This is a genomic window from Cryobacterium sp. M96 (assembly GCF_002929845.1).
Taxonomy (GTDB): domain Bacteria; phylum Actinomycetota; class Actinomycetes; order Actinomycetales; family Microbacteriaceae; genus Cryobacterium; species Cryobacterium sandaracinum.
In genome coordinates this window covers 17,214-36,753 of record NZ_PJJS01000037.1, presented here as the reverse complement: position 1 = coordinate 36,753, position 19,540 = coordinate 17,214, and the positions used below count along the sequence as shown (strand labels likewise).

Genomic DNA, 19,540 nt, shown 5'->3' with positions numbered 1-19,540 from the left:
GGGAAGAATTTCCGGGCGAGAAACCGGGCGCATGCGCAGGAGGGGGGTCGTCCATTATTCCGCTCAGTCTACCGCCCGGCACCGAGGCCACGAGTCGTTCCCGGGTGTCAGGCCCCCCACCTCTACCAGGAGACGGGCAGGGCCTTGCCCTCCTCGTAGCCGGCCGCCGACTGGATCCCGACCAGCGAACGGGTGTGGAACTCCGCGACCGAGGTCGCGCCCGCATAAGTGAACGAGCTGCGCACGCCGGAGGTGATCATGTCGAGCAGGTCCTCGACGGACGGCCGCAGCGGGTCCAGGTAGATCTTCGAGCTGGAGATCCCCTCGGCAAAGAGCGTCTTGCGGGCCAGCCCGTAGGCGTCGAGGCGGTCGAACCGCTGGCGCACAGCCCTGGTGGAGGCCATCCCCCAGCTCTCCTTGTAAATGCCGCCGGCGGCGTCCCGGTCGAGCAGGCCGGGTGCCTCGATCGTGCCGGCGAACCAGGATCCGATCATGACGGATGCCGCGCCGGCGGCGAGCGCGAGCGCCACGTCGCGCGGGTAGCGCACCCCGCCGTCGGCCCATACGTGCGCTCCGAGTTCCCGGGCGGCGGCCGCGGTCTCGAGCACGGCCGAGAACTGGGGGCGGCCGACCGCCGTCATCATGCGCGTGGTGCACATGGCGCCGGGGCCGACGCCGACCTTTACGATGGTGGCGCCGGCGCCGACGAGGTCACCCACGGCATCCGCGGTCACGACGTTGCCGGCCACGATGGGGATGCCGAGGCCCAGGTCGGCGACGATCTCGATCGCCCGCGTCATGCCGCCCTGGTGGCCGTGCGCGGTGTCGATCACGAGAACGTCGACCCCCGCGGCGACGAGCGCCCGGGCCTTGGCCGCGATGTCGCCGTTGATGCCGACCGCCGCGGCCACGCGCAGTCGGCCCTGCGCGTCCAGCGCGGGCTGATACAGGGTGGAGCGAAGCGCGCTCTTGCGGCTGAGGGTGCCGATCACCCGGCCGTGGTGCTGCACGGTGGCGAAGTCGAGCTCGGCCGCGGTCATCACGTCGAAAGCGCGGCGCGGGCCTTCGATATCGTCGGCGTCGAGGGAGGTCATCGTTCCGTGCAGGAGGTCTCCGAGGAGCGCGTCGGGCAGCGCCGTCGCCAGCCGGGACGCGTCGATGGCACCCAGGTAGTCGCCGTTCTGGTCGTTGATGACCAATCCCTGGCCGGCCACAGCCGGCACCTGCCGCAGGGCGAGCGCCACGGTGTCCCCCGGGGCGAAGTTGAAGGGGGTGTCGAAGCGGGTGGATTGGGCCTTGACCCAGCGGATCGCGGCGTCGAGTTCCTGCAGGTGCATGTCCTGCGGCAGCACGCCGAGCCCGCCGCGGCGAGCGAGCGCGGCCGCCAGGCGCGGCCCGGTGACCGAGTTCATGTTCGCCGAGACGATGGGGATGGTGGCGCCGCTGCCGTCGCCCGGGGCGAGGGAGACATCGAGGCGGCTGCTCACATCCGATTGACTCGGCACAAGGAAGACGTCGGAATACGTGAGGTCGTGGCTGGGTACCGCTCCATAGAACTGCATGGAAATAACGCTAGCGCCCCGCGGGGATGCCCGCAGCCAGGCCCGAGGGGATTAGGCTGGACGGGCAGACCGCACCGGGCGTGCACGACCGCTCGGGACATTCAAAATCAACGTAGAGAGTGGGAACCGGCTGTGTCAAGCCAGTTGACCGGTAGTGGATCCGACGAGACGACGTCGGGTGAATTCGGAGCGAACGAGTGGCTCGTCGACGAACTGTACGAACGGTACCTCGTCGACAAGAAGCTGGTGGACGAGTCCTGGTGGCCCGTCCTCGAGAGCTACCACCGGACCGCGAACGGCCGCAGCGACGGTTCAGAGGCTCCCGCGAGCAGCGCACCCGCAGGCGACGCGCCCGCCGTGATCGCTCCCGACGTGACCACGCCCGCGGCACGCACCCCCGCAACCCCGGCCGCCTCAGCGGCGGAGCCGGCCCCGATCACGGCGCCCATCCCCGTCGTCGGCGGGCAGCGCACCGCGCGCACGACGTCCAGCGCGCCCAAGCGGGTCCCCGTGCCGGCCGACATCCCGATCACGAACTCGCAGCCGACCGCCACCGAGGCCACCGAGGTCGACGTCGTCACCCCGCTCCGCGGCATGTCCAAGAGCCTCGCGGCGAACATGGCGGCCAGCCTGACCGTGCCCACGGCCACCAGCGTGCGCACCATCCCGGCGAAGCTCCTCATCGACAACCGCATCGTGATGAACAACCACATGAAGCGCTCGCGCGGCGGCAAGGTGTCGTTCACGCACCTGATCGGTTGGGCGCTGATCCAGGCGCTGAAGATGTTCCCCAGCCAGAACGTCTACTACAACGAGATCGAGGGCAAGCCCTCGGTCATCGCTCCCGCGCACGTCGGCCTCGGCATCGCGATCGACCTGCCCAAGCCCGACGGCACCCGCTCCCTGATGGTCCCGGCCATCAAGCGCGCGGACACGATGACCTTCGGCGAGTACCTCTCCTCCTACGAAGACCTCGTCACCCGGGCCCGCAAAGGCAAGCTGACGGCGGATGACTTCTCCGGCGCCACGGTCTCCCTCACCAACCCCGGTGGCATCGGCACGGTGCACTCCGTGCCGCGCCTGATGAAGGGCCAGGGCTGCATCATCGGCGCCGGCGCCCTCGACTACCCGGCCGAGTTCCAGGGTTCCAGCGGCAAGACCCTGACCGGCCTCGCCATCTCCAAGACCATCACGCTGACCAGCACCTACGACCACCGGGTCATCCAGGGTGCCGGCTCGGGCGAATTCCTCAAGATCGTGCACGAGCTCCTGATCGGGCAGCACAACTTCTACGAGGACATCTTCTCGGCCCTGCGCATCCCGTACGACCCGATCCACTGGGCGCCCGACATCAGCGTCGACCTGGCCAGCGCCGTCGACAAGACCGCCCGCGTGCAGGAGCTCATCAACGCGTTCCGCGTGCGCGGCCACCTGATGGCCGACATCGACCCGCTTGAATACACGCAGCGCTCCCACCCCGACCTGGAAATCTCGAACCACGGGCTGACCTTCTGGGACCTGGACCGCGAGTTCGTCACCGGCGGGTTCGGCAGCAAACGCCTGATGCTCCTGCGCGACATCCTCGGCGTGCTGCGCGACTCCTACTGCCGCACGACCGGCATCGAGTACATGCACATCCAGGACCCTGCCCAGCGCAAGTGGATGCAGGAAAAGATGGAGAAGAGCTACGTCAAGCCCACGCATGACGAGCAGATGCGCATCCTCGGCAAGCTCAACGAGGCGGAGGCCTTCGAGACCTTCCTACAGACCAAGTACGTCGGCCAGAAGCGGTTCAGCCTCGAGGGCGGCGAGTCCACCATCGCGCTGCTCGACTCGATCCTGCAGGGTGCCGCGGATGCCGGCCTCGACGAGGTCTGCATCGGCATGGCCCACCGCGGGCGCCTGAACGTGCTCACCAACATCGCAGGCAAGACCTACGGTCAGATCTTCCGCGAGTTCGAGGGCACGCAGGATCCCCGCACCGTGCAGGGCTCCGGCGACGTCAAGTACCACCTGGGCACCGAGGGCACCTTCCGTGCCACCAACGGCACGGAGATGCCGGTCTACCTGGCCGCGAACCCGTCCCACCTCGAGGCCGTCGACGGCGTCCTCGAGGGCATCGTGCGCGCCAAGCAGGACCGCAAGCCGATCGGCACCTTCTCCACCCTCCCCGTCCTCGTGCACGGCGACGCGGCCATGGCCGGCCAGGGCATCGTCCTGGAGACGCTCCAGATGTCCCAACTGCGCGGGTTCCGCACCGGCGGCACCATCCATCTGGTCGTCAACAACCAGGTCGGCTTCACCACACTGCCCGGTGACGGACGCACCTCGGTGTACTCGACGGATGTCGCCAAGACCATCCAGGCGCCCATCTTCCACGTCAACGGGGACGACCCCGAGGCCGTGGTGCGGGTCGCGGAGCTCGCCTTCGCCTACCGTCAGGAATTCAAGCGGGACGTCGTCATCGACCTCGTCTGCTACCGCCGCCGCGGGCACAACGAGGGCGACGACCCCTCGATGACCCAGCCGTTGATGTACAACCTGATCGAGGCCAAGCGCTCCGTCCGGAAGCTTTTCACCGAGGCTCTCGTCGGTCGCGGCGACATCACGCAGGAGGAATACGAGGCCTCGCACGCGGATTTCCAGGACCGCCTCGAGCGCGCGTTCATGGAGACGCACGCGGCGCAGTCCTCGTCGATCCCGATCGTCAGCGCGGCCGGTGCCGCGCCGCAGGGCATCGGTGCCGAGAAGCACGGTACCGACAAGCACGACGACGCGGTCGGGGAACCGGCCACGACCGGGGTGCCCGAAGCGGTCGTGCACCTGATCGGCGATGCCTTCCTGAACAAGCCCGCCGGCTTCACCGTGCACAATAAGCTGCAGCAGCTGATGCAGAAGCGCAACGACATGAGTCGCAACGGCAAAATCGACTGGAGCTTCGGCGAACTCCTCGCCCTCGGCTCCCTGCTGCTCGAGCGCACACCGGTGCGCTTCGCCGGCCAGGATGCCCGCCGCGGCACGTTCGTGCAGCGTCACGCGGTGCTGCACGACCGCATCAACGGCCAGGAATGGCTGCCCTTGGCGAACCTCAGCGAAGACCAGGCCCGGTTCTGGATCTACGACTCGCTGCTCAGCGAATACGCGGCCATGGGCTTCGAGTACGGCTACTCGGTGGAACGCGCCGACGCCCTGGTGCTCTGGGAGGCGCAGTTCGGCGACTTCGCCAACGGTGCCCAGACGGTCATCGACGAGTTCGTCTCCTCCGCCGAGCAGAAGTGGGGCCAGCGGTCATCCGTTGTGCTGCTGCTGCCGCACGGCTACGAGGGCCAGGGGCCGGACCACTCGTCCGCCCGGATCGAGCGCTACCTGCAGCTGTGCGCGGAAGACAACATGACCGTCGCTCGCCCGTCGACGCCCGCGTCGTACTTCCACCTGCTGCGCCGTCAGGCCTACATGCGCCCGCGGCGCCCGCTGATCGTCTTCACTCCGAAGTCGATGCTGCGCCTGCGCGGCGCGACCAGCGAGGTGGCCGACTTCACCACCGGCCGGTTCGAACCGGTCATCGACGACGCCCGGATCACCGACAAGCCGCGCGTCAAGCGGGTGCTGTTCCTGGCCGGCAAGCTCTACTACGACCTGCTCGCCGAACTCGACAAGAACCCGAACCCGGAGATCGCGCTGGTTCGCCTGGAGCAGTTCTACCCGCTGCCCGCCGTCGAACTCAAGCAGGTCGCAGACCAGTACCCCGACGCTGAACTCGCCTGGGTGCAGGACGAGCCGGAGAACCAGGGTGCCTGGCCGTTCTTCTACCTCGAGACGAACAAGCTGGGCCCGCGCCCGGTGACCCTGTTCTCCCGGGCGGCGTCGGCGTCGCCGGCGGCGGGCTCGGCGAAGCGTCACGCGGTCGAGCAGGCCGAACTACTACGCCAGGCGCTTACCCTGTGACCTGCGCCGACCGGCAGAACCGTTCGACAGAATGGGCCGCACCGGACGCTACGGCCCAGTCCTCGACGGGTGAGGCCTGATCGACGGGCTGTGTCACCCCCGCAAGATCAGAGGCGACGACCGCGTAGCGCTGGTCATGACCCGGCGTCGAACCAATTCGACGGAGATTTTCTTCCAAAACAGCATTTCCGGACGTTTTGGGTTGATTGGGGCGGAATCTCCGTCGAATTCGTTCGGGACAGCGCTACTGCACGGCTTCGGACTCGAAAGACACGGCGGGCCACACTTCATCCAGCGTCACGGTCCCCTGATCGCCCGGCGTCAGCACCGGGAACAACCGTTTCGGAACCGCGAACCCCTATCGCCCCTCGGCTATCAGGACTCACTCATCTAGGCTGGCCGCACCGCCCGCCGACGCATCGGCCACCGACAAGGAGCTCCGCCATGCCCGCACCGCACGCGAACCGAACCGGTCAGCCCTGCTGGGCCGACCTGATGACCTCCGACCTGCCGCGCGCCCGGGAGTTCTACACACGGCTGTTCGGCTGGACGGCCAGCGATTCCGGTTCGGAGTACGGCAACTACGTCACCTTCCGGAAGGGCGACGCGGACGTCGCCGGCATGAGCTCACAGGAGCCGGGTTCCCGACTGCCCGACGCGTGGACCACCTACCTGTCGGTGACGGATGCCGACGCCGCCGTCGCCGCCGCCCGCGCGGCCGGCGCAGACGTGCTGGCCGAGCCGATGACGGTGGGAACCATGGGCCGCATGGCCATCCTGATGGACCCGACGGGTGCGCCCTTCGGGGTGTGGCAGGCCGACGAGTTCACCGGCTTCGACGTCTTCGGCGAGGCGGGCTCACCGGTCTGGCACGAGCTGAACACCCGCTCCTATTCCGCCGCTCTCGATTTCTACACCGAGGTGTTCGGCTGGAAACCGGTCGTCCTGAGCGACACGGAGGACTTCCGCTACAGCACGATCGGGGCGGAGGGTGAGATGGTGACGGGCGTCTTCGACGCCGCGGAACACCTGCCCGACAGCGTGCCCTCGCACTGGCAGCTCTATCTCGGGGTGCCTGACGTGCACGCGGCCGTCACGACCGTGACAGAGCTCGGCGGCACGGTCGTCCGTGAGCCGTGGACGGCGGAGTTCGGCACCTTCGCGCTGGTCACCGACCCGACCGGGGCCCTGTTCGTGCTCGGCTCGGTCGACGAGCCGCTCCCCGAGGAGAAGAACATCGACGACGCCGGTGAGGAGGACGCCGACCTGCCGATCGGCTAGTGGGCGGACTGGATGGTGCGCAGCTTCAGCAACACCTGGTCGCGCAGGTCTTCGGGGGCCATTTCACGGCATGCGCGCTGCACAGCCTCGGTCAGTGTGCGCCCGACCAGGTGCTCGTCGCTGCAGTCGCTGCAGTGGGCGAGGTGCTCCTGAATGTCAGACGCGTCTTCGCCGCACAGTTCGTTGTGCAGGTATTCCTCGAGTTCGGCCTTGGCCTTCTCGCAGCCATAATCGGTCATGCTGGTGTGCTCCCGGTTCGAGTCTGGCCCGCCGCTGTTCCCAGGCCGCGCTCAAGGGCGTAACCGGCCAACAGGTCGCGCAGGAGGCGCCGGCCACGATGCAGGCGACTCATCACGGTGCCAATGGGTGTTTTCATGATTTCGGCGATCTCCTGGTAAGAGAACCCCTCCACGTCGGCGAAGTAGACAGCCAGCCGGAAGTCCTCCGGGATGGACTGCAAAGCGTCCTTGACGGCGCTGTCCGGCAGGTGGTCGATGGCCTCGGCCTCCGCCGAACGATTCGCCATCGCCGTGCGGGACTCCGCGCCGCCGAGCTGCCAGTCCGCGAGATCGTCGATGGTGCCCTGGAACGGCTCACGCTGCTTCTTGCGGTACGTGTTGATGAAGGTGTTGGTCAGGATGCGGTACAGCCAGGCCTTGAGATTCGTGCCCTGCTCGAACTGTTTGAACGCAGCGAACGCTTTCACGAACGTTTCCTGAACCAGATCCTGGGCGTCGGAGGGGTTGCGCGTCATGCGCATGGCCGCGGCGTACAGCTGGTCGATAAAGGGCAGCGCCTGCTCTTCGAACAGGTCTCGCATTTCGATCGCATCGGTTGTCATCACGGACAATCCTAAGCCGTCGCGTGAAACGACCGCAGGTCGCTCCAGCACCATGGACAGCGTCACCCTGGCCTCCCTCTTTTTTTCATCACCGACTATTCTGATAACCGATGTTGATCTCGAGATATTCCAAGCCTGAGTTCGATCCCTACGGCGACACGTCGCCCGAGGTGACGGATGCCCGCTGGCCCGCTCCGACGGCCGCCGGCCCGCTTTCAGCGTCCGTATCCCTGCCGGGGTCGAAGTCGCTGACCAACCGGGAGCTGGTGCTCAGCGCCCTCGCCGCGCATCCGTCGCTGTTGCGTGCCCCGCTGCACTCGCGGGACAGCGACTTGATGGTCGCGGCGCTGCGTCAACTGGGCACCGTCATCGAGGAGGTCCCCGGCGCCGGGGAGTTCGGTTCCGACCTGAGGATCACCCCCGGGGAGCTGCTCGGGTCGACGACCGTCGACTGCGGTCTCGCCGGCACCGTGATGCGTTTCCTGCCGCCGGTCGCGACGCTCGGCCTCGGGCCGACCACCTTCGACGGGGACGCCGGCGCACGCCGCCGCCCGATGGGCACCACCATCTCGTCCCTGCGGGCCCTCGGCGCCGACATCAACGACGACGGTCGCGGCGCCCTGCCCTTCACCGTGCACGGCACCGGCACGCTAGTCGGCGGGGAGATCACCATCGACGCGTCCACGTCGAGCCAGTTCGTCTCCGGCCTGCTGCTCGCCGCGCCGCGCTTCGGGCAGGGCCTGCACCTGCGCCATTCCGGCGAGCGCCTGCCCAGCCTGCCGCACATCGAGATGACCATCGCCACGCTGGCCCGGCGCGGCGTCACGGTGCACAGCCCGGCCGTCGGCGAGTGGATCGTGGCTCCCGGCCCGATCCAGGGCGCCGAGGTCGACATCGAACCCGATCTCTCGAACGCGGCGCCGTTCCTCGCCGCGGCCCTCGTGGCCGGGGGCAGCGTCACCATCTCCGGCTGGCCCGAGACCACCACCCAGGTCGGCGCCGACCTGGCCGACCTGCTGCCGCGCTTCGGCGCCGAGGTGTCTCGGGAGGGCGAACGGCTCACGGTCTCCGGGACCGGCCGCATCCGGGGCGTGGAGCTCGACCTGTCGACCGGCGGAGAGCTCGCGCCCACGCTCGTGGCCCTGGCCGCCCTGGCCGAGTCCCCGAGCACGATCACCGGGATCGGGCACATCCGGCACCACGAAACCGACCGGTTGGCGGCCCTCGCCGCGGAGATCAACGGGCTCGGCGGTTCCGTCACCGAGCTGCCCGACGGGTTGCGGATCGACCCGCGCCCGCTGCACGGTGGGCCGTGGAACACCTACGACGACCACCGGATGGCGACCGCAGGCGCGCTGATCGGTCTCCTCGTTCCCGGCGTGCTGATCGAGAACATCGACACGACCGCCAAGACCCTTCCCCAGTTCACCGACCTCTGGTCGACGCTCGTTTCCGGAGCCCCGTCGTGACGTGGTGGGCGAGTGCCGACGACGATGAGCCCGAGTTCGACGAGTCGAGCGTGCGTGTGCGCCCCAACCGCAAGGGCAGCAAACCGCGCACCAAGACCCGCCCCGACCACGAGAACGCGCTGACCGGGCGCATCCTCTCGGTCGACCGGGGCCGGTACACCGTCATGCTCGACGAGAACTTGCCTGCCGAGCGCCGAGTGACCGCCGCCCGGGCGAGCGAACTGCGCAAGCAGGCCGTCGTCACCGGCGACCGCGTCGACATCGTCGGCGACACGACCGGAGCACCGGGCAGCCTGTCCCGGATCGTGCGGATCGTGCCGCGCACGACGCTGCTGCGCCGCAGCGCAGACGACACCGACGCCGTGGAGCGAGTGATCGTCGCCAACGCCGACCAGATGCTGATCGTGGTGGCCGCCGCCAACCCGGAGCCGCGCATCCGTCTCGTCGATCGCTACCTCGTCGCCGCCTACGACGCGGGCGTGAATCCCATTCTCTGCATTACCAAGACCGACCTGGCCGACCCCACCGCCTTCCTCCGCAACTTCGCCGGCCTCGACCTGCCCGTCTTCGAGAGCCGCGACGACGCCATGCCGCTGGCGGAGATCTCCGCGGCCCTGGTCGGCCACGACACGGTCTTCGTCGGTCACTCCGGCGTCGGCAAGTCCACTCTCGTCAACGCCCTGGTGCCGGGCGCCCACCGCGCCGTCGGAGTCGTCAACACGGTGACCGGCCGCGGCCGGCACACGTCTTCGTCGACCATCTCGTTGCGACTGCAAACGGATGCCGGCCGGGGCTGGGTCATCGACACCCCCGGCGTGCGCTCCTTCGGTCTCGGCCACATCAACACCGACAACATCCTCAAGGCCTTCACCGACCTGGCCCTGATCTCCCAAAAGTGTCCGCGCGGCTGCACCCACCTGCCGAACTCGCCCGACTGCGCGATCAATGAGGCCGTTAGCGCCGGCAAGCTCGGCGAGACCGGCAAGGTGCGCCTGGACTCGCTGCAGCGTTTGCTCGCCACCTTCGCCGCCGCCCCCACCCACTAGCCCCTGTCACCCACCACCCCGAGCCAGCAGCCCCTGCATTGAACGAATTCGACGGAGATTTTGCTCTAGAAAGCCGTGCAGGGCCAAAAAACGGGTGCCTGACCCCAAATCACCGTCGAATTCGTCAGGGATGGGCGGAAAATGGGTACAGGCGGGACCAGTAGCGTGGGGGGATGACCGATTCCACGCGGCTCGCGACCGGCGACCAAGCCCCTCCGTTCACCCTGTCCGACCAGGACGGGAACGCCGTGTCGCTGGCCGATTTCGCCGGCTCGAAGGTCGTCGTGTACTTCTACCCGGCGGCGATGACGCCCGGCTGCACGAAGCAGGCCTGCGACTTCCGCGACAACCTCAGCTCACTGGCATCGGCCGGCTACCAGGTGCTCGGCGTGTCGAAGGATGCCCCGGTCAAGCTGAAGAAGTTCCAGGAGACCGAGCAGCTCACGTTCGCGCTCCTCAGCGACACCGACCTCGCGGTGCACACGGGCTACGGCGCCTGGGGCGAGAAGAACCTCTACGGCAAGACCGTCACGGGCGTGCTGCGTTCCACCGTCGTGATCGACGAGACCGGCATGGTCGAGCTAGCCCTCTACAACGTGAAGGCCACCGGCCATGTCGCGAGCCTGCGCAAGAAGCTCGGCCTGCCGGCCTGACCAAACGGATGCCGCCACGCGGCCGGCACAGTCCCGGCACGGTCCCTGCGCTGCCCCCACCGGCCGCAGGTGGCCCCTACCGGCCCCCGGAGCGCTCGAACAAACGTCTTACCCACCCCGCCGCTGCCGAAGCCGGAGCGGCCCAGCTGCGGCCCTGCTGCGCCGCTACTGCGCCGCTACTGCGGCAAGCCGTCCTCGGAGCGCGCTGACGTCGTTTCTGCGATTACGCGCCGCTGGAACAGCAGCACGAGGACCACGACCGACGGCAGAAGAAGCGCCCAGCCGAGGTCGGGCCGGGCGTAGAACCCCTGGAAGGAGCCGATGGCGACGGCGATCTGCACCATCTGCCAGGTGACGGCAGCGCCCCGGATCCAGGACCGGCGCCGCAGGGAGTTGACCGCGATGGCGGTTACCCAGGACGCGGCGATCAGCACCAGCACCAGGATGGCGAGGGCCGTGGCCAGGGAGGTCGGCGTCGCGATCAGCAACTCGAGAATGAGCCACGCGACCGCGACCCAGAGGAGGGCCGCCTCCGCGCAGAGGATCGCGGCGAGGAGCAGCACGGCCCCCGGCCGACGCACCCGGCCGGCCTGGTTCTCGTCGTCGCCGCTGTGGTCTGACCGTGCATTCACAGAGATATCCCATTCAAAACTATTGATTTGACTCCACCATTATGCGATCATTTTTGAGGCCCGGTTGACGCTCACAGGGACGTGAGTCGATCTGAACGAGTAGATCTACTACCCTTCCTGCAATCGGCAGCCTTTCATCTTCGGCCAATCGGCCAGGCATCCCTGCAATAAAGGAGCACCCCTATGGACTGGCGCGACAAAGCTGCCTGCCTCACCGCCGACCCGGAACTCTTCTTTCCGGTCGGTAATACTGGCCCCGCTGTGGACCAGATCGAGAAGGCCAAGTCGGTCTGCGCCCGTTGCAACGTCACCGAGGTGTGTCTGCAGTACGCCCTCGAAACCGGACAAGACTCCGGCGTCTGGGGTGGACTGAGCGAAGACGAGCGTCGCGCGCTCAAGCGACGCGCGGCCCGGGCCCGGCGCGCGTCCTAGCACGCCCCCCCCCGCACCACGGGATCACAGAGAAAGGCCTAGCTGAACGGCCGGGCCTTTCTTCGTTGCGCGCGACGCGCTCGGAACCCGAGGCGACACCCCACGGCGTCACCCCGCGCCCGGCCCTACGCTTCGCGCATGTACCGCAGCGGGATCTCGATGGTCACTTCGGTGCCGCTGCCCATCATGGTGTGCCAGTCGATACTGCCGCTAAGCTCTCCCTGGATCAGGGTGCGCACGATCTGGGTTCCGAGTCCCGACCCGACCTTGCCCTCCGGCAGGCCCGTGCCGTTGTCCCGCACCCGCACGGTGAGGGTCTCCTCGTTACGCTCGGCCTCGATCGACACCTCCCCCTCGCGTCCGGCCAGCCCATGCTCGACGGCGTTCGTCACGAGCTCTGTCAGCGCGAGGGCGAGCGGCGTCGCGTAGGCGCTGGGAAGAATGCCGAAACTGCCGGACGACTTCGGATGCGCCGTCGTGTTGTGCGCGGACGCCACCTCCATGATCAGCAGCAACACCCGGTCGAACACCACGTCGAAGTCGACCTTCTGGCTGAGGCCCTCGGACAGTGTGTCGTGCACGACGGCGATGGCGGCCACGCGGCGCATCGCCTGGTTGAGCGCTTCCCTGGCCGTGTCGGAATGCGTGCGGCGCGCCTGGATCCGCAGGAGCGAGGCCACCGTCTGCAGGTTGTTCTTGACCCGGTGGTGAATCTCCCGGATGGTGGCATCCTTCGTGATCAGCTCACGTTCCTGGTGCCGCAGCTCGGTGACGTCCCGGCAGAGCACGATGGCTCCGATCCGTTCGCCCCGGTTGCGGATCGGGATGGCACGCAGCGAGACCGTCACGCCGCGGGCCTCCACGTCGGTGCGCCATGGCGCCCGGCCGGTGACCACGAGCGGCAGGGTCTCGTCGACAACCGCCGTTCCAGTGAGCAGGCTCGTGGTCACCTCGGCGAGGGACTCGCCCTCCAGCTCGTCGGCGAACCCCATTCGGTTGAAGGCGGAGAGGGCATTCGGGCTCGCGAACGTGGTCACGCCGTCGACGTCGAGACGGATGAGTCCGTCCGAGGCGCGCGGGGCGCCGCGCCTCGGGCCGGTGGGGGCGCCCAGATCGGGAAAATCGCCGGACGCGATCATGGCGAAGAGGTCATTGGCGCAGTCGTTGAAGGTCAGCTCCTGCCGGCTCGGCGTGCGCGCCTCACTCAGGTTGGTGTGCCGGGTGAGCACCGCCACCGGCGTGTCCGAGATCTGGGAACCCGTGGAACTGAGCCGCCGCCGCACCGGGATCGCGCGCACCCGGGTAGGGGTCTCCTCGTACCAGTCGGGGGCCGTGGTGTCGACGATCTTCGCCGTTTCGAAAGCCTCGGTGACCTGCTGTCGCCACTCGACCTTGATGCTCTGCCCGACGAAGTCACGATAGAAGAGGGTGGCGGCGCTCGACGGCCTGGCGTGGGCGACGGCCACGAAGCTCCCGGTGCTGCTGGGCACCCACACGACGATGTCCGCGAAGGCGAGATCGGCCAGGAGCTGGCCATCCGCGACAAGCATATGGAGCCAGTCCACATCCTCCGCACTGCTGCGGCCCTGGGCAAGTACGAGATTACTGAGCGTCGACACAGCAATAGCCTAGGTCCCCCGGACACGTGCCACCGCCGTCGTGGTGCCGTCTCGTAGTTTGGGCCATGCTGAACAGATGAGCACAGCAAATGGAAAGCCCGATCGGACCCTGGTTGTCCTACTGTCCGTGATCGGAGCGCTGGTGGTCATCGCCCTCGTCGTCGTCTTCACCGGCGGCGAACCCGAACAGCTTGACGCCGACACCCCGGAAGGCCTCGTCCAGGACTATTCCGCGGCCGTCATCGACGGCGACGAGCAGGCCGCTGGCGCGTACCTCACCGAGGACGCTTTCAATGGCTGCGAGGACTTCGACCGGGGCCCCACCGACAACATGCGGGTCACTCTCGTGTCGACCACCGAGCGGGCCGAGTCGGCCGACGTGAAGGTGTCCATCGTCACCTCCTACGGCAGCGGCCCCTTCGGAGCCGACGAGTACGAGACCCAGGGTGTCTTCGACCTGGTGGCCGTCGAGGGCACGTGGTTGATCGATGACGCCCCCTACGAACTCAACATTTGCCCGAATCCGAAGGCCGGTTCCTGATGGTCAGCGTGGTGCTGCTGGTTGCCGTCCTGGTGATCGGCGGCGGTATCGCCGGCATCGTGATCGCGGTGCGCAAATCGACGCCATCCGGGGAGAGCGCGGCACAGCCCACGGTACGCCGGGTGATCGTATACATTCTGCTCTTCGCCCTGGTCGTGATTGCCGCCATCGGAGTGAGCGGACTGCTCGGGCGCCTCCTCGACACCGGCAACGCACTTGCCTCCAGCGACATCACCGGGCTCGCCCGCTCGCTCGCGTTCACCCTTATCGCCGGCCCGTTCGCGGCCGTACTCTGGTGGGTGCTGTGGCGCCGAATGGACGGCGCGGAACGCTCATCCGTCGCCTGGGGGCTCTACCTGGCCGGCCTGTATACGGTCTCCCTTGTCACGTTCAGCACCGCCCTGCTGACCACGGCGGCCGTGCTCGTGCGCGGGGACTGGCAACCGCGTCTCTTCGCCACCGGAGTGGTCTGGGCCGGCGTGTGGGTCTGGCACCTGTGGATGTCCCGGCACGAGGAGAAGAGCCCCACCCAGCTGGTCACCGTGGCCCCGATCCTCGGTTCCGTCTTCGGTCTCGTGATCGCGGTGGGCGGCGCCGTCACGGCCCTCAGCTCTCTTCTTGACGCCGCCGTCGACGCCGCCGTCGACGCCGCACCGAGCCTCACCCCGGGCGAACCCTGGTGGGAGTTGACCCTCCAGGCGCTCATCTGGTTCGCCGGCGGGCTGGTCATCTGGTGGTGGCACTGGATCCGCAGCCAGGCCTGCGACCTGCGCGGCGGCCTCGCCGATCTAATGGTCGTGGCCGTCGGCGTGGCCGGGGCGGCCATCCTGACGCTGAGCGGGATCGGAACCGTGGTGTTCCTGCTGCTCAGACTGGCCTTCGACCGCACCGACCCGGTCACCGACATCCTCGACCTACTGGGTTTCGGCGTCTCGGTCGCCTTCATCGGCGCACTCGTCTGGAGCTACCACCGGGGCCTGACCCTGGCCCGGTCGGACACGACGAGGGTGGCGACGAAGCTTGTGACCTCCGGCGTGGGTCTCGTGGCCGCGGCCTCCGGGCTGGGCGTGGTCGTGAACGCGATCCTCGCCGCCACGACCACCCCGCTCGCCGGTTCAGGAACCCGAACCCTCCTGCTGGGCGGCATCAGCGCCCTCGTCGTCGGCGGCCCGGTCTGGTGGCTGGCCTGGCAGCCTACGACGCCGCTCTCCCCCGCGGAGGTCCGCTCCACGGGACGAAGGGTGTACCTGATCCTGGTGTTCGGCGTGAGCGCGGTCGTTGCCATCGTGACGCTTCTGGTGATCGGCTACCGGCTCTTCGAGTTCGCCCTCGGCGACTTCACCGGGGACAGCGTGATCGACCGGGTGCGGGCCTCGCTGGGGCTGCTGGTAGCCACCGGCCTCGCCGCTGGGTATCATTTCGCTGTCTGGCGACGAGACCGCTCCGTGAGTGCAGAGGCCCCGCAGCCGGCGCGCACCATCGGCCGCGTGCTCCTGGTAACGGACGCCGACCCGGAACCCCTCAGCCTCGCAATCGGCGCAGCGACCGGAGGCGCGGCCGTCTTCGTGCTGAAGCGCGCCGACGGCGCCGGTAGCTCGGCAACGGTGGAGCATCTCGCCCAGGCCCTCACCGGCGTAACCGGAAAGCGGGTGCTGGTCGTCACGGGCCCCGGCGACCGGGTTGAGGTGATCCCGCTTCAGGAATGAGCGCCGGTGCGGCCTTCCGCATCGGGGTCGGCACAAGGGTCGACGCGCAAGTCGACGCGGGGTTCGACGCGGGATTCGACGCCGACGGTGGGCTCAGGTGGCCACCGCTGGCCGTCGCCATCTCGATTCCCGGCGCCGTCGCCCCGTGGCGGGCGCGGGCACCGGCAGCAGCTCCGTGCGCACGAAGCGACGGATGCTGGTGCGCGCCGGGGACTTCGGCGCGGCATCCCGCAGCGTGCGCCCGGCGACGATGGCCGCATCCGTGGACACCTGGTCCTGCGGCACCAGGATCGGCGACTCGATGCCGCCGAACCGGCGGAGCGCCGATACGACCTGCCCGTTCGCATCCAGCCCGACCGCGCCCCGGCGCACCCGGTTCATGACCACGCTGACCTGATCGGTCGTGACCACCTCGGCCAGGTCCACCCAGGCGCGCAGGAACCGGGCCATCCCGACCGGGTCGGCGAGGCCGCAGGCGACGACGTGGTCAGCCAGTCCGAGGCCCGTCAGGGTGGCCGCGTTGCGGCGCGGGGCGAACAGGTCACTGGAGATCTCCTCGTCGCTCTCAAGGCTGAACCCGGTGTCGAGCACGACGTAGTCGACCCAGATACGGAGCGCGTTGATGGTGCGCGTCACCCGCTCGGTGGAGAGCTCGGGCCAGCGCGACGGCCGCCCGATGCCGGTGAGCACCCAGAAGGCTCCCTGCGGTGAGTTGTAGCGCTGCGCGATGCGCTCAAATTCGGACCGGGTGAAGCTGTCCGAGCCGCCCAGGCGGCACGCAGCGGCGAAGCCCGGCGCCTCATCGAGCATCCCCAGGCTCGGCGCCACCGAACCGCTGTAGGTGTCGATGTCCGCCAGGGCGACGGTATGCCCGGCAGCGGCGATCTCCGCCGCGATGTTGATCGCCAGAGTGGTGCGCCCCGGGGCGCCGGCCGGCCCCCAGACGGCGATGACCGTGCCCTGCCGTTTTGTGCCGGGCAAGCCCGCCGGATCGCCGACCCGCAGCGGAATGGCGACCCCGGCGCCGATCAGCGCCTCAGTCTCGGCCCAGTCGGCGGCGGCGTCGACCACGTCGAAGAGGCCGAGCCCGGCCGCATTGCGTCGGTCCTGGTCGTTGGCGGCGAGCGCGATCACCCGGGCGCCGTGGGCGTCGCAGGCGGTGATCAGCTCGGCCGTGAGCGTGCTGCGGCCGGCTCCGACGATCACCACCTCGGGCGCGCACTGCCGCAGGGCGAGGATCACTTCGCCCGCAGTCGTCGAACGCGCCACGATCACATGGCCCTGCTCGATGATGTCGATCAGCAGACGGTCTTCGGTGTTCCGGTCGAGTGCCAGTGCGATGGTGGCCACGTTTACTTCTCCAGCGGTGCGTTGACGGGCACAACCGCGATGGCGTCGCGGTTCGCGATGGACTCCAGCACCGCCGCGACGGCTCCCTTCGGCACCAGGATCTCAAGTGTTCGGATGCCGCCTCCCGCCACGAGCCCCGTGGGCTCGACCAGACGCACGACCGCGGCCTGGTCGACGAGCACCGTCGGCGGCCCGAACGTGTTCGGGTCCGTTTTGCGGGCGGACCAGACGTCGACCACGGAGCCGGGACCGATGTTCGAGGCCAGGGCGCTGGTCAGCTCAACGACCACGCTCGTGACCTCGGTGCCGGCGGTGCGCCCGACCGCGGACGCAGGCACGAGTTCCCCGGCGGCGATCGTGCGGGTGACGACCAGCCCGTCATCCGGCAGCCCGTCGGGGGTCACGTACAGGTCTCCCGTTACACCAAGCCGCACCTGCGTGGCCACGAGGTCGGATGCCTCCACTCGGTCCCCGACGGCGAGCGCCGAGCGCGCGGTGAACACCGCCGTGGACCGGTCGGCGGCGGAGACGATCAGATAGACGCCTCCGACGGCGGCGACCACGAGCGCCAGCCCGATCGCGAATCGCGGATCGAACCAGAATTTCGGTCGTGCGTTCCTGGCGGTCTTGCTCACGGGCGCCTGCCTCCCCAATACTGACTCAATTGGTGCTGACTCGATGGAGCCGGATCGATGGTGCCGACTCAATAGTTTCGACTCGAAACTCCGTTTGACCCGGGAATCCGCCTCGACGTCCATCGTGGTCGTCTTCGCCCCCACGCGGGAAAGTTATCCACAGCCTCACTCCGCCCCGATTAGGGCCCGCCCGCCGACGGATAATCGATCCATGAACGATTCCGGGGCTGCTTCCAGTGTGGGCCGGTTCCTCACCCTGGCCGACACCGCGGAGATCCTCTCGTTGACGGTGGCCGAGGTGCTGGAGCTGGTGCGCACCGGTGAGCTGCCGGCCATCCGGCTCGGCACCCAGAGCACCCCGGCGGGCGGCGCAGGCACGATCGGGGCCGGCAGCGCGGGCGTGTGGCGGGTCGAACGGATCGTGCTCGAGTCTTTCATCGAGGCCAAGTACGAAGAGGCCCGGCGCATGTCGCTGTGGCAGCAGTCGGACTTCGGGAACATCCCCGAGCTGTCCGGCGGCACGATCATCCGTCCCGACGACTGACCCGGCTAGATTGATGCATCCTCGTCGTGTGGTTGTGCCACTCCCGGAGGGTCAGGGCTGACCACACGGGGGCACGCTGCTCATCCAGGCGGACCGCTGTCCCCGGCGTTGAACCAATTCGACGGAGATTCTTGGTCAAACCACCGTTCTCGAGCCCAAACGGGCTGTTCAGACTCAAATCTCCGTCGAATTCGTTCGGACGAGTTGCTGCGGGCTGTGAATGCGAAAGGCACGGCGGCTCAGCGCGGACGGTTGGCGCAGACGGTTGGCGCAGACGGTTGGCGCAGAGCGTTGGCGCAGAGCGTTGGCGCAGAGGATTAGGCCAGAGGGTTTGGCCAGGGGGTTAGGCCAGAGGGTTAGGCCAGAGGGTTAGGCCAGAGGGTTAGGGCAGAGGGTTAGGCCAGAGGGTTAGGCCAGAGGGTTAGGCCAGAGGGTTAGGGCAGAGGGTTTGGCCAGAGGGTTAGGCCAGCCGTACGAGCTGGATCTCGCCTACCGGCACGATGCGGTACTGGTGCACCTCCGCTTCGCGGCGCAGGGTACCCGGCGCGTGCAGGGCCAGGTCGATGTGGTCCCGGCCCACCCGGTCGATGGTGCCGGGGAGCACACCCGCACGGGTGTGCACCTCCAAGTTGGAGCGCCGTCGGCAGAGGTCTCGCAACACAAACGCCAGGCCGATGCGGTCCACGACCCGGGCTGCGGATTCGGGCTCGGTGCCGAGCGATCCGGGGATCTCCCCCCGGCGCAGGACGACCCCGGCCACGGCGGCCAGCGGGAGCACGCACTGGGAACCGGCGGAGACGGAGTCCAGCAGGTCACCCGCCAGCCAATCCCGCCCGAATGTGGTCGGCCGCACGGCGATCGTCTCCCCCGTCGCGAGCACGATCCGCAGCACACCCGCACCGGGGACCGACCCGGTCCAGGGCTCTGATCCTTTCCGGGGATCTGCGGCGACGGCGGGAGTGCGCGCGAGGTTGGTCAATCGGTTACGCAGAGACAGCCGACCCAGCCGCAACCGTTCTTCTTCGGCGCGCAGGTCGATCTCCTCGGCGTGCAACTCGTGTTCGAGCTGCCCCTCGAGGTCGTCGAAAAGGTTGTCCCAGCGCACAGTCCCGAAGTTAGCCCGCACGACCAACATCCTGCCCGGGTTATCCACAGGTCTTAAAAGCACTCGACACCACCGTCCCCGGCTGATTGAGTGTCGAGCACGGCCCGTACCCCCCCGCGTGGGGGTGCCTGACCCTCGCCAACACCTGCTCCACCGAATGTCTGCTCCATCGCACGCCG

Annotated in this window: 17 protein-coding genes; 9 read left to right on the top strand and 8 right to left on the bottom strand. The window is 68.4% G+C overall.

Features of this window, described 5'->3' with window-relative positions; all coding sequences use genetic code 11:
* Window positions 1-122: 122 nt before the first annotated feature.
* Window positions 123-1,562, bottom strand: a complete 1,440-nt coding sequence (locus CXY79_RS04005) for a GuaB1 family IMP dehydrogenase-related protein (RefSeq protein WP_104099860.1) — start codon at window positions 1,560-1,562, stop codon at window positions 123-125.
* Between the two features lie 132 nt (window positions 1,563-1,694).
* On the opposite strand from CXY79_RS04005, the gene CXY79_RS04000 reads away from it, so the two are divergent.
* The gene (locus tag CXY79_RS04000) at window positions 1,695-5,507 is read left to right on the top strand and encodes a multifunctional oxoglutarate decarboxylase/oxoglutarate dehydrogenase thiamine pyrophosphate-binding subunit/dihydrolipoyllysine-residue succinyltransferase subunit (protein WP_104099859.1); all 3,813 of its coding nucleotides are present in this window, start codon (window positions 1,695-1,697) and stop codon (window positions 5,505-5,507) included.
* Window positions 5,508-5,951: 444 nt separating this feature from the next.
* Complete coding sequence (locus tag CXY79_RS03995; RefSeq protein WP_104099858.1) at window positions 5,952-6,788, top strand: VOC family protein; 837 nt, start codon at window positions 5,952-5,954, stop codon at window positions 6,786-6,788.
* Here CXY79_RS03995 and CXY79_RS03990 read toward each other — a convergent pair.
* Complete coding sequence (locus CXY79_RS03990) at window positions 6,785-7,027, bottom strand: zf-HC2 domain-containing protein (RefSeq protein WP_104099857.1); 243 nt, start codon at window positions 7,025-7,027, stop codon at window positions 6,785-6,787. The two genes, CXY79_RS03995 and CXY79_RS03990, sit on opposite strands and share 4 nt — an antisense overlap.
* Window positions 7,024-7,629: a sigma-70 family RNA polymerase sigma factor gene (locus CXY79_RS03985; protein WP_233191227.1), complete on the bottom strand. Its 606-nt coding sequence runs from the start codon at window positions 7,627-7,629 to the stop codon at window positions 7,024-7,026. Before CXY79_RS03985 ends, CXY79_RS03990 begins: the two co-directional genes overlap by 4 nt.
* A 110-nt stretch (window positions 7,630-7,739) precedes the next feature.
* Between CXY79_RS03985 and aroA the strand changes: the two genes are divergently transcribed.
* The 3 genes from aroA (at window position 7,740) to bcp (ending at window position 10,797) form a co-directional block, all read left to right on the top strand.
* The gene (aroA, locus tag CXY79_RS03980) at window positions 7,740-9,098 is read left to right on the top strand and encodes a 3-phosphoshikimate 1-carboxyvinyltransferase (RefSeq protein WP_104099855.1); all 1,359 of its coding nucleotides are present in this window, start codon (window positions 7,740-7,742) and stop codon (window positions 9,096-9,098) included.
* Window positions 9,095-10,144 (top strand): ribosome small subunit-dependent GTPase A, encoded by a 1,050-nt coding sequence (gene rsgA, locus CXY79_RS03975; protein ID WP_104099854.1) that lies wholly within the window; start codon window positions 9,095-9,097, stop codon window positions 10,142-10,144. Before aroA ends, rsgA begins: the two co-directional genes overlap by 4 nt.
* A gap of 173 nt (window positions 10,145-10,317) precedes the next feature.
* Window positions 10,318-10,797, top strand: coding sequence for a thioredoxin-dependent thiol peroxidase (bcp, locus tag CXY79_RS03970; RefSeq protein WP_104099853.1), 480 nt, complete (start codon window positions 10,318-10,320; stop codon window positions 10,795-10,797).
* 176 nt (window positions 10,798-10,973) lie between these two features.
* On the opposite strand, the gene CXY79_RS03965 is transcribed toward bcp, so the two are convergent.
* Window positions 10,974-11,429, bottom strand: coding sequence for a hypothetical protein (locus CXY79_RS03965; protein ID WP_233191224.1), 456 nt, complete (start codon window positions 11,427-11,429; stop codon window positions 10,974-10,976).
* Between the two features lie 183 nt (window positions 11,430-11,612).
* Here CXY79_RS03965 and CXY79_RS03960 point away from each other — a divergent pair, with 183 nt between their 5' ends.
* On the top strand, window positions 11,613-11,861 hold the full coding sequence (locus CXY79_RS03960) for a WhiB family transcriptional regulator (RefSeq protein WP_035837005.1): 249 nt from the start codon (window positions 11,613-11,615) through the stop codon (window positions 11,859-11,861).
* A gap of 125 nt (window positions 11,862-11,986) precedes the next feature.
* Here the strand turns inward: CXY79_RS03960 and CXY79_RS03955 are convergent, their stop codons facing one another.
* Window positions 11,987-13,480, bottom strand: coding sequence for a sensor histidine kinase (locus tag CXY79_RS03955; RefSeq protein ID WP_104099852.1), 1,494 nt, complete (start codon window positions 13,478-13,480; stop codon window positions 11,987-11,989).
* Between the two features lie 76 nt (window positions 13,481-13,556).
* On the opposite strand from CXY79_RS03955, the gene CXY79_RS03950 reads away from it, so the two are divergent.
* Window positions 13,557-14,021, top strand: a complete 465-nt coding sequence (locus tag CXY79_RS03950) for a hypothetical protein (protein WP_104099851.1) — start codon at window positions 13,557-13,559, stop codon at window positions 14,019-14,021.
* Window positions 13,994-15,727, top strand: a complete 1,734-nt coding sequence (locus tag CXY79_RS03945; protein WP_233191222.1) for a DUF5671 domain-containing protein — start codon at window positions 13,994-13,996, stop codon at window positions 15,725-15,727. Before CXY79_RS03950 ends, CXY79_RS03945 begins: the two co-directional genes overlap by 28 nt.
* A gap of 93 nt (window positions 15,728-15,820) precedes the next feature.
* Here CXY79_RS03945 and CXY79_RS03940 read toward each other — a convergent pair whose 3' ends face one another.
* Together CXY79_RS03940 and CXY79_RS03935 are read right to left on the bottom strand one after the other, a co-directional pair.
* Window positions 15,821-17,077, bottom strand: coding sequence for a regulator (locus CXY79_RS03940; protein ID WP_199186721.1), 1,257 nt, complete (start codon window positions 17,075-17,077; stop codon window positions 15,821-15,823).
* Between the two features lie 2 nt (window positions 17,078-17,079).
* Window positions 17,080-17,712 (bottom strand): hypothetical protein, encoded by a 633-nt coding sequence (locus CXY79_RS03935; protein WP_104099850.1) that lies wholly within the window; start codon window positions 17,710-17,712, stop codon window positions 17,080-17,082.
* A gap of 211 nt (window positions 17,713-17,923) precedes the next feature.
* Between CXY79_RS03935 and CXY79_RS03930 the strand changes: the two genes are divergently transcribed.
* A complete protein-coding gene (locus CXY79_RS03930; protein ID WP_104099849.1) occupies window positions 17,924-18,256 on the top strand; it encodes a helix-turn-helix domain-containing protein in 333 nt (110 codons plus the stop codon).
* 460 nt (window positions 18,257-18,716) lie between these two features.
* Here the strand turns inward: CXY79_RS03930 and CXY79_RS03925 are convergent, their stop codons facing one another.
* Complete coding sequence (locus CXY79_RS03925) at window positions 18,717-19,382, bottom strand: hypothetical protein (RefSeq protein ID WP_233191220.1); 666 nt, start codon at window positions 19,380-19,382, stop codon at window positions 18,717-18,719.
* Between the last annotated feature and the right edge of the window lie 158 nt (window positions 19,383-19,540).

Coding starts and splice junctions, on each gene's coding strand:
- CXY79_RS03995 (WP_104099858.1), top strand. CDS start 5,952: ATGCCCGCACCGCACGCGAACCGAACCGGTCAGCCCTGCTGGGCCGAC.
- CXY79_RS04005 (WP_104099860.1), bottom strand. CDS start 1,562: ATGCAGTTCTATGGAGCGGTACCCAGCCACGACCTCACGTATTCCGAC.
- CXY79_RS03950 (WP_104099851.1), top strand. CDS start 13,557: ATGAGCACAGCAAATGGAAAGCCCGATCGGACCCTGGTTGTCCTACTG.
- CXY79_RS03990 (WP_104099857.1), bottom strand. CDS start 7,027: ATGACCGATTATGGCTGCGAGAAGGCCAAGGCCGAACTCGAGGAATAC.
- aroA (WP_104099855.1), top strand. CDS start 7,740: ATGTTGATCTCGAGATATTCCAAGCCTGAGTTCGATCCCTACGGCGAC.
- CXY79_RS03985 (WP_233191227.1), bottom strand. CDS start 7,629: ATGACAACCGATGCGATCGAAATGCGAGACCTGTTCGAAGAGCAGGCG.
- CXY79_RS03930 (WP_104099849.1), top strand. CDS start 17,924: ATGAACGATTCCGGGGCTGCTTCCAGTGTGGGCCGGTTCCTCACCCTG.
- CXY79_RS03960 (WP_035837005.1), top strand. CDS start 11,613: ATGGACTGGCGCGACAAAGCTGCCTGCCTCACCGCCGACCCGGAACTC.
- bcp (WP_104099853.1), top strand. CDS start 10,318: ATGACCGATTCCACGCGGCTCGCGACCGGCGACCAAGCCCCTCCGTTC.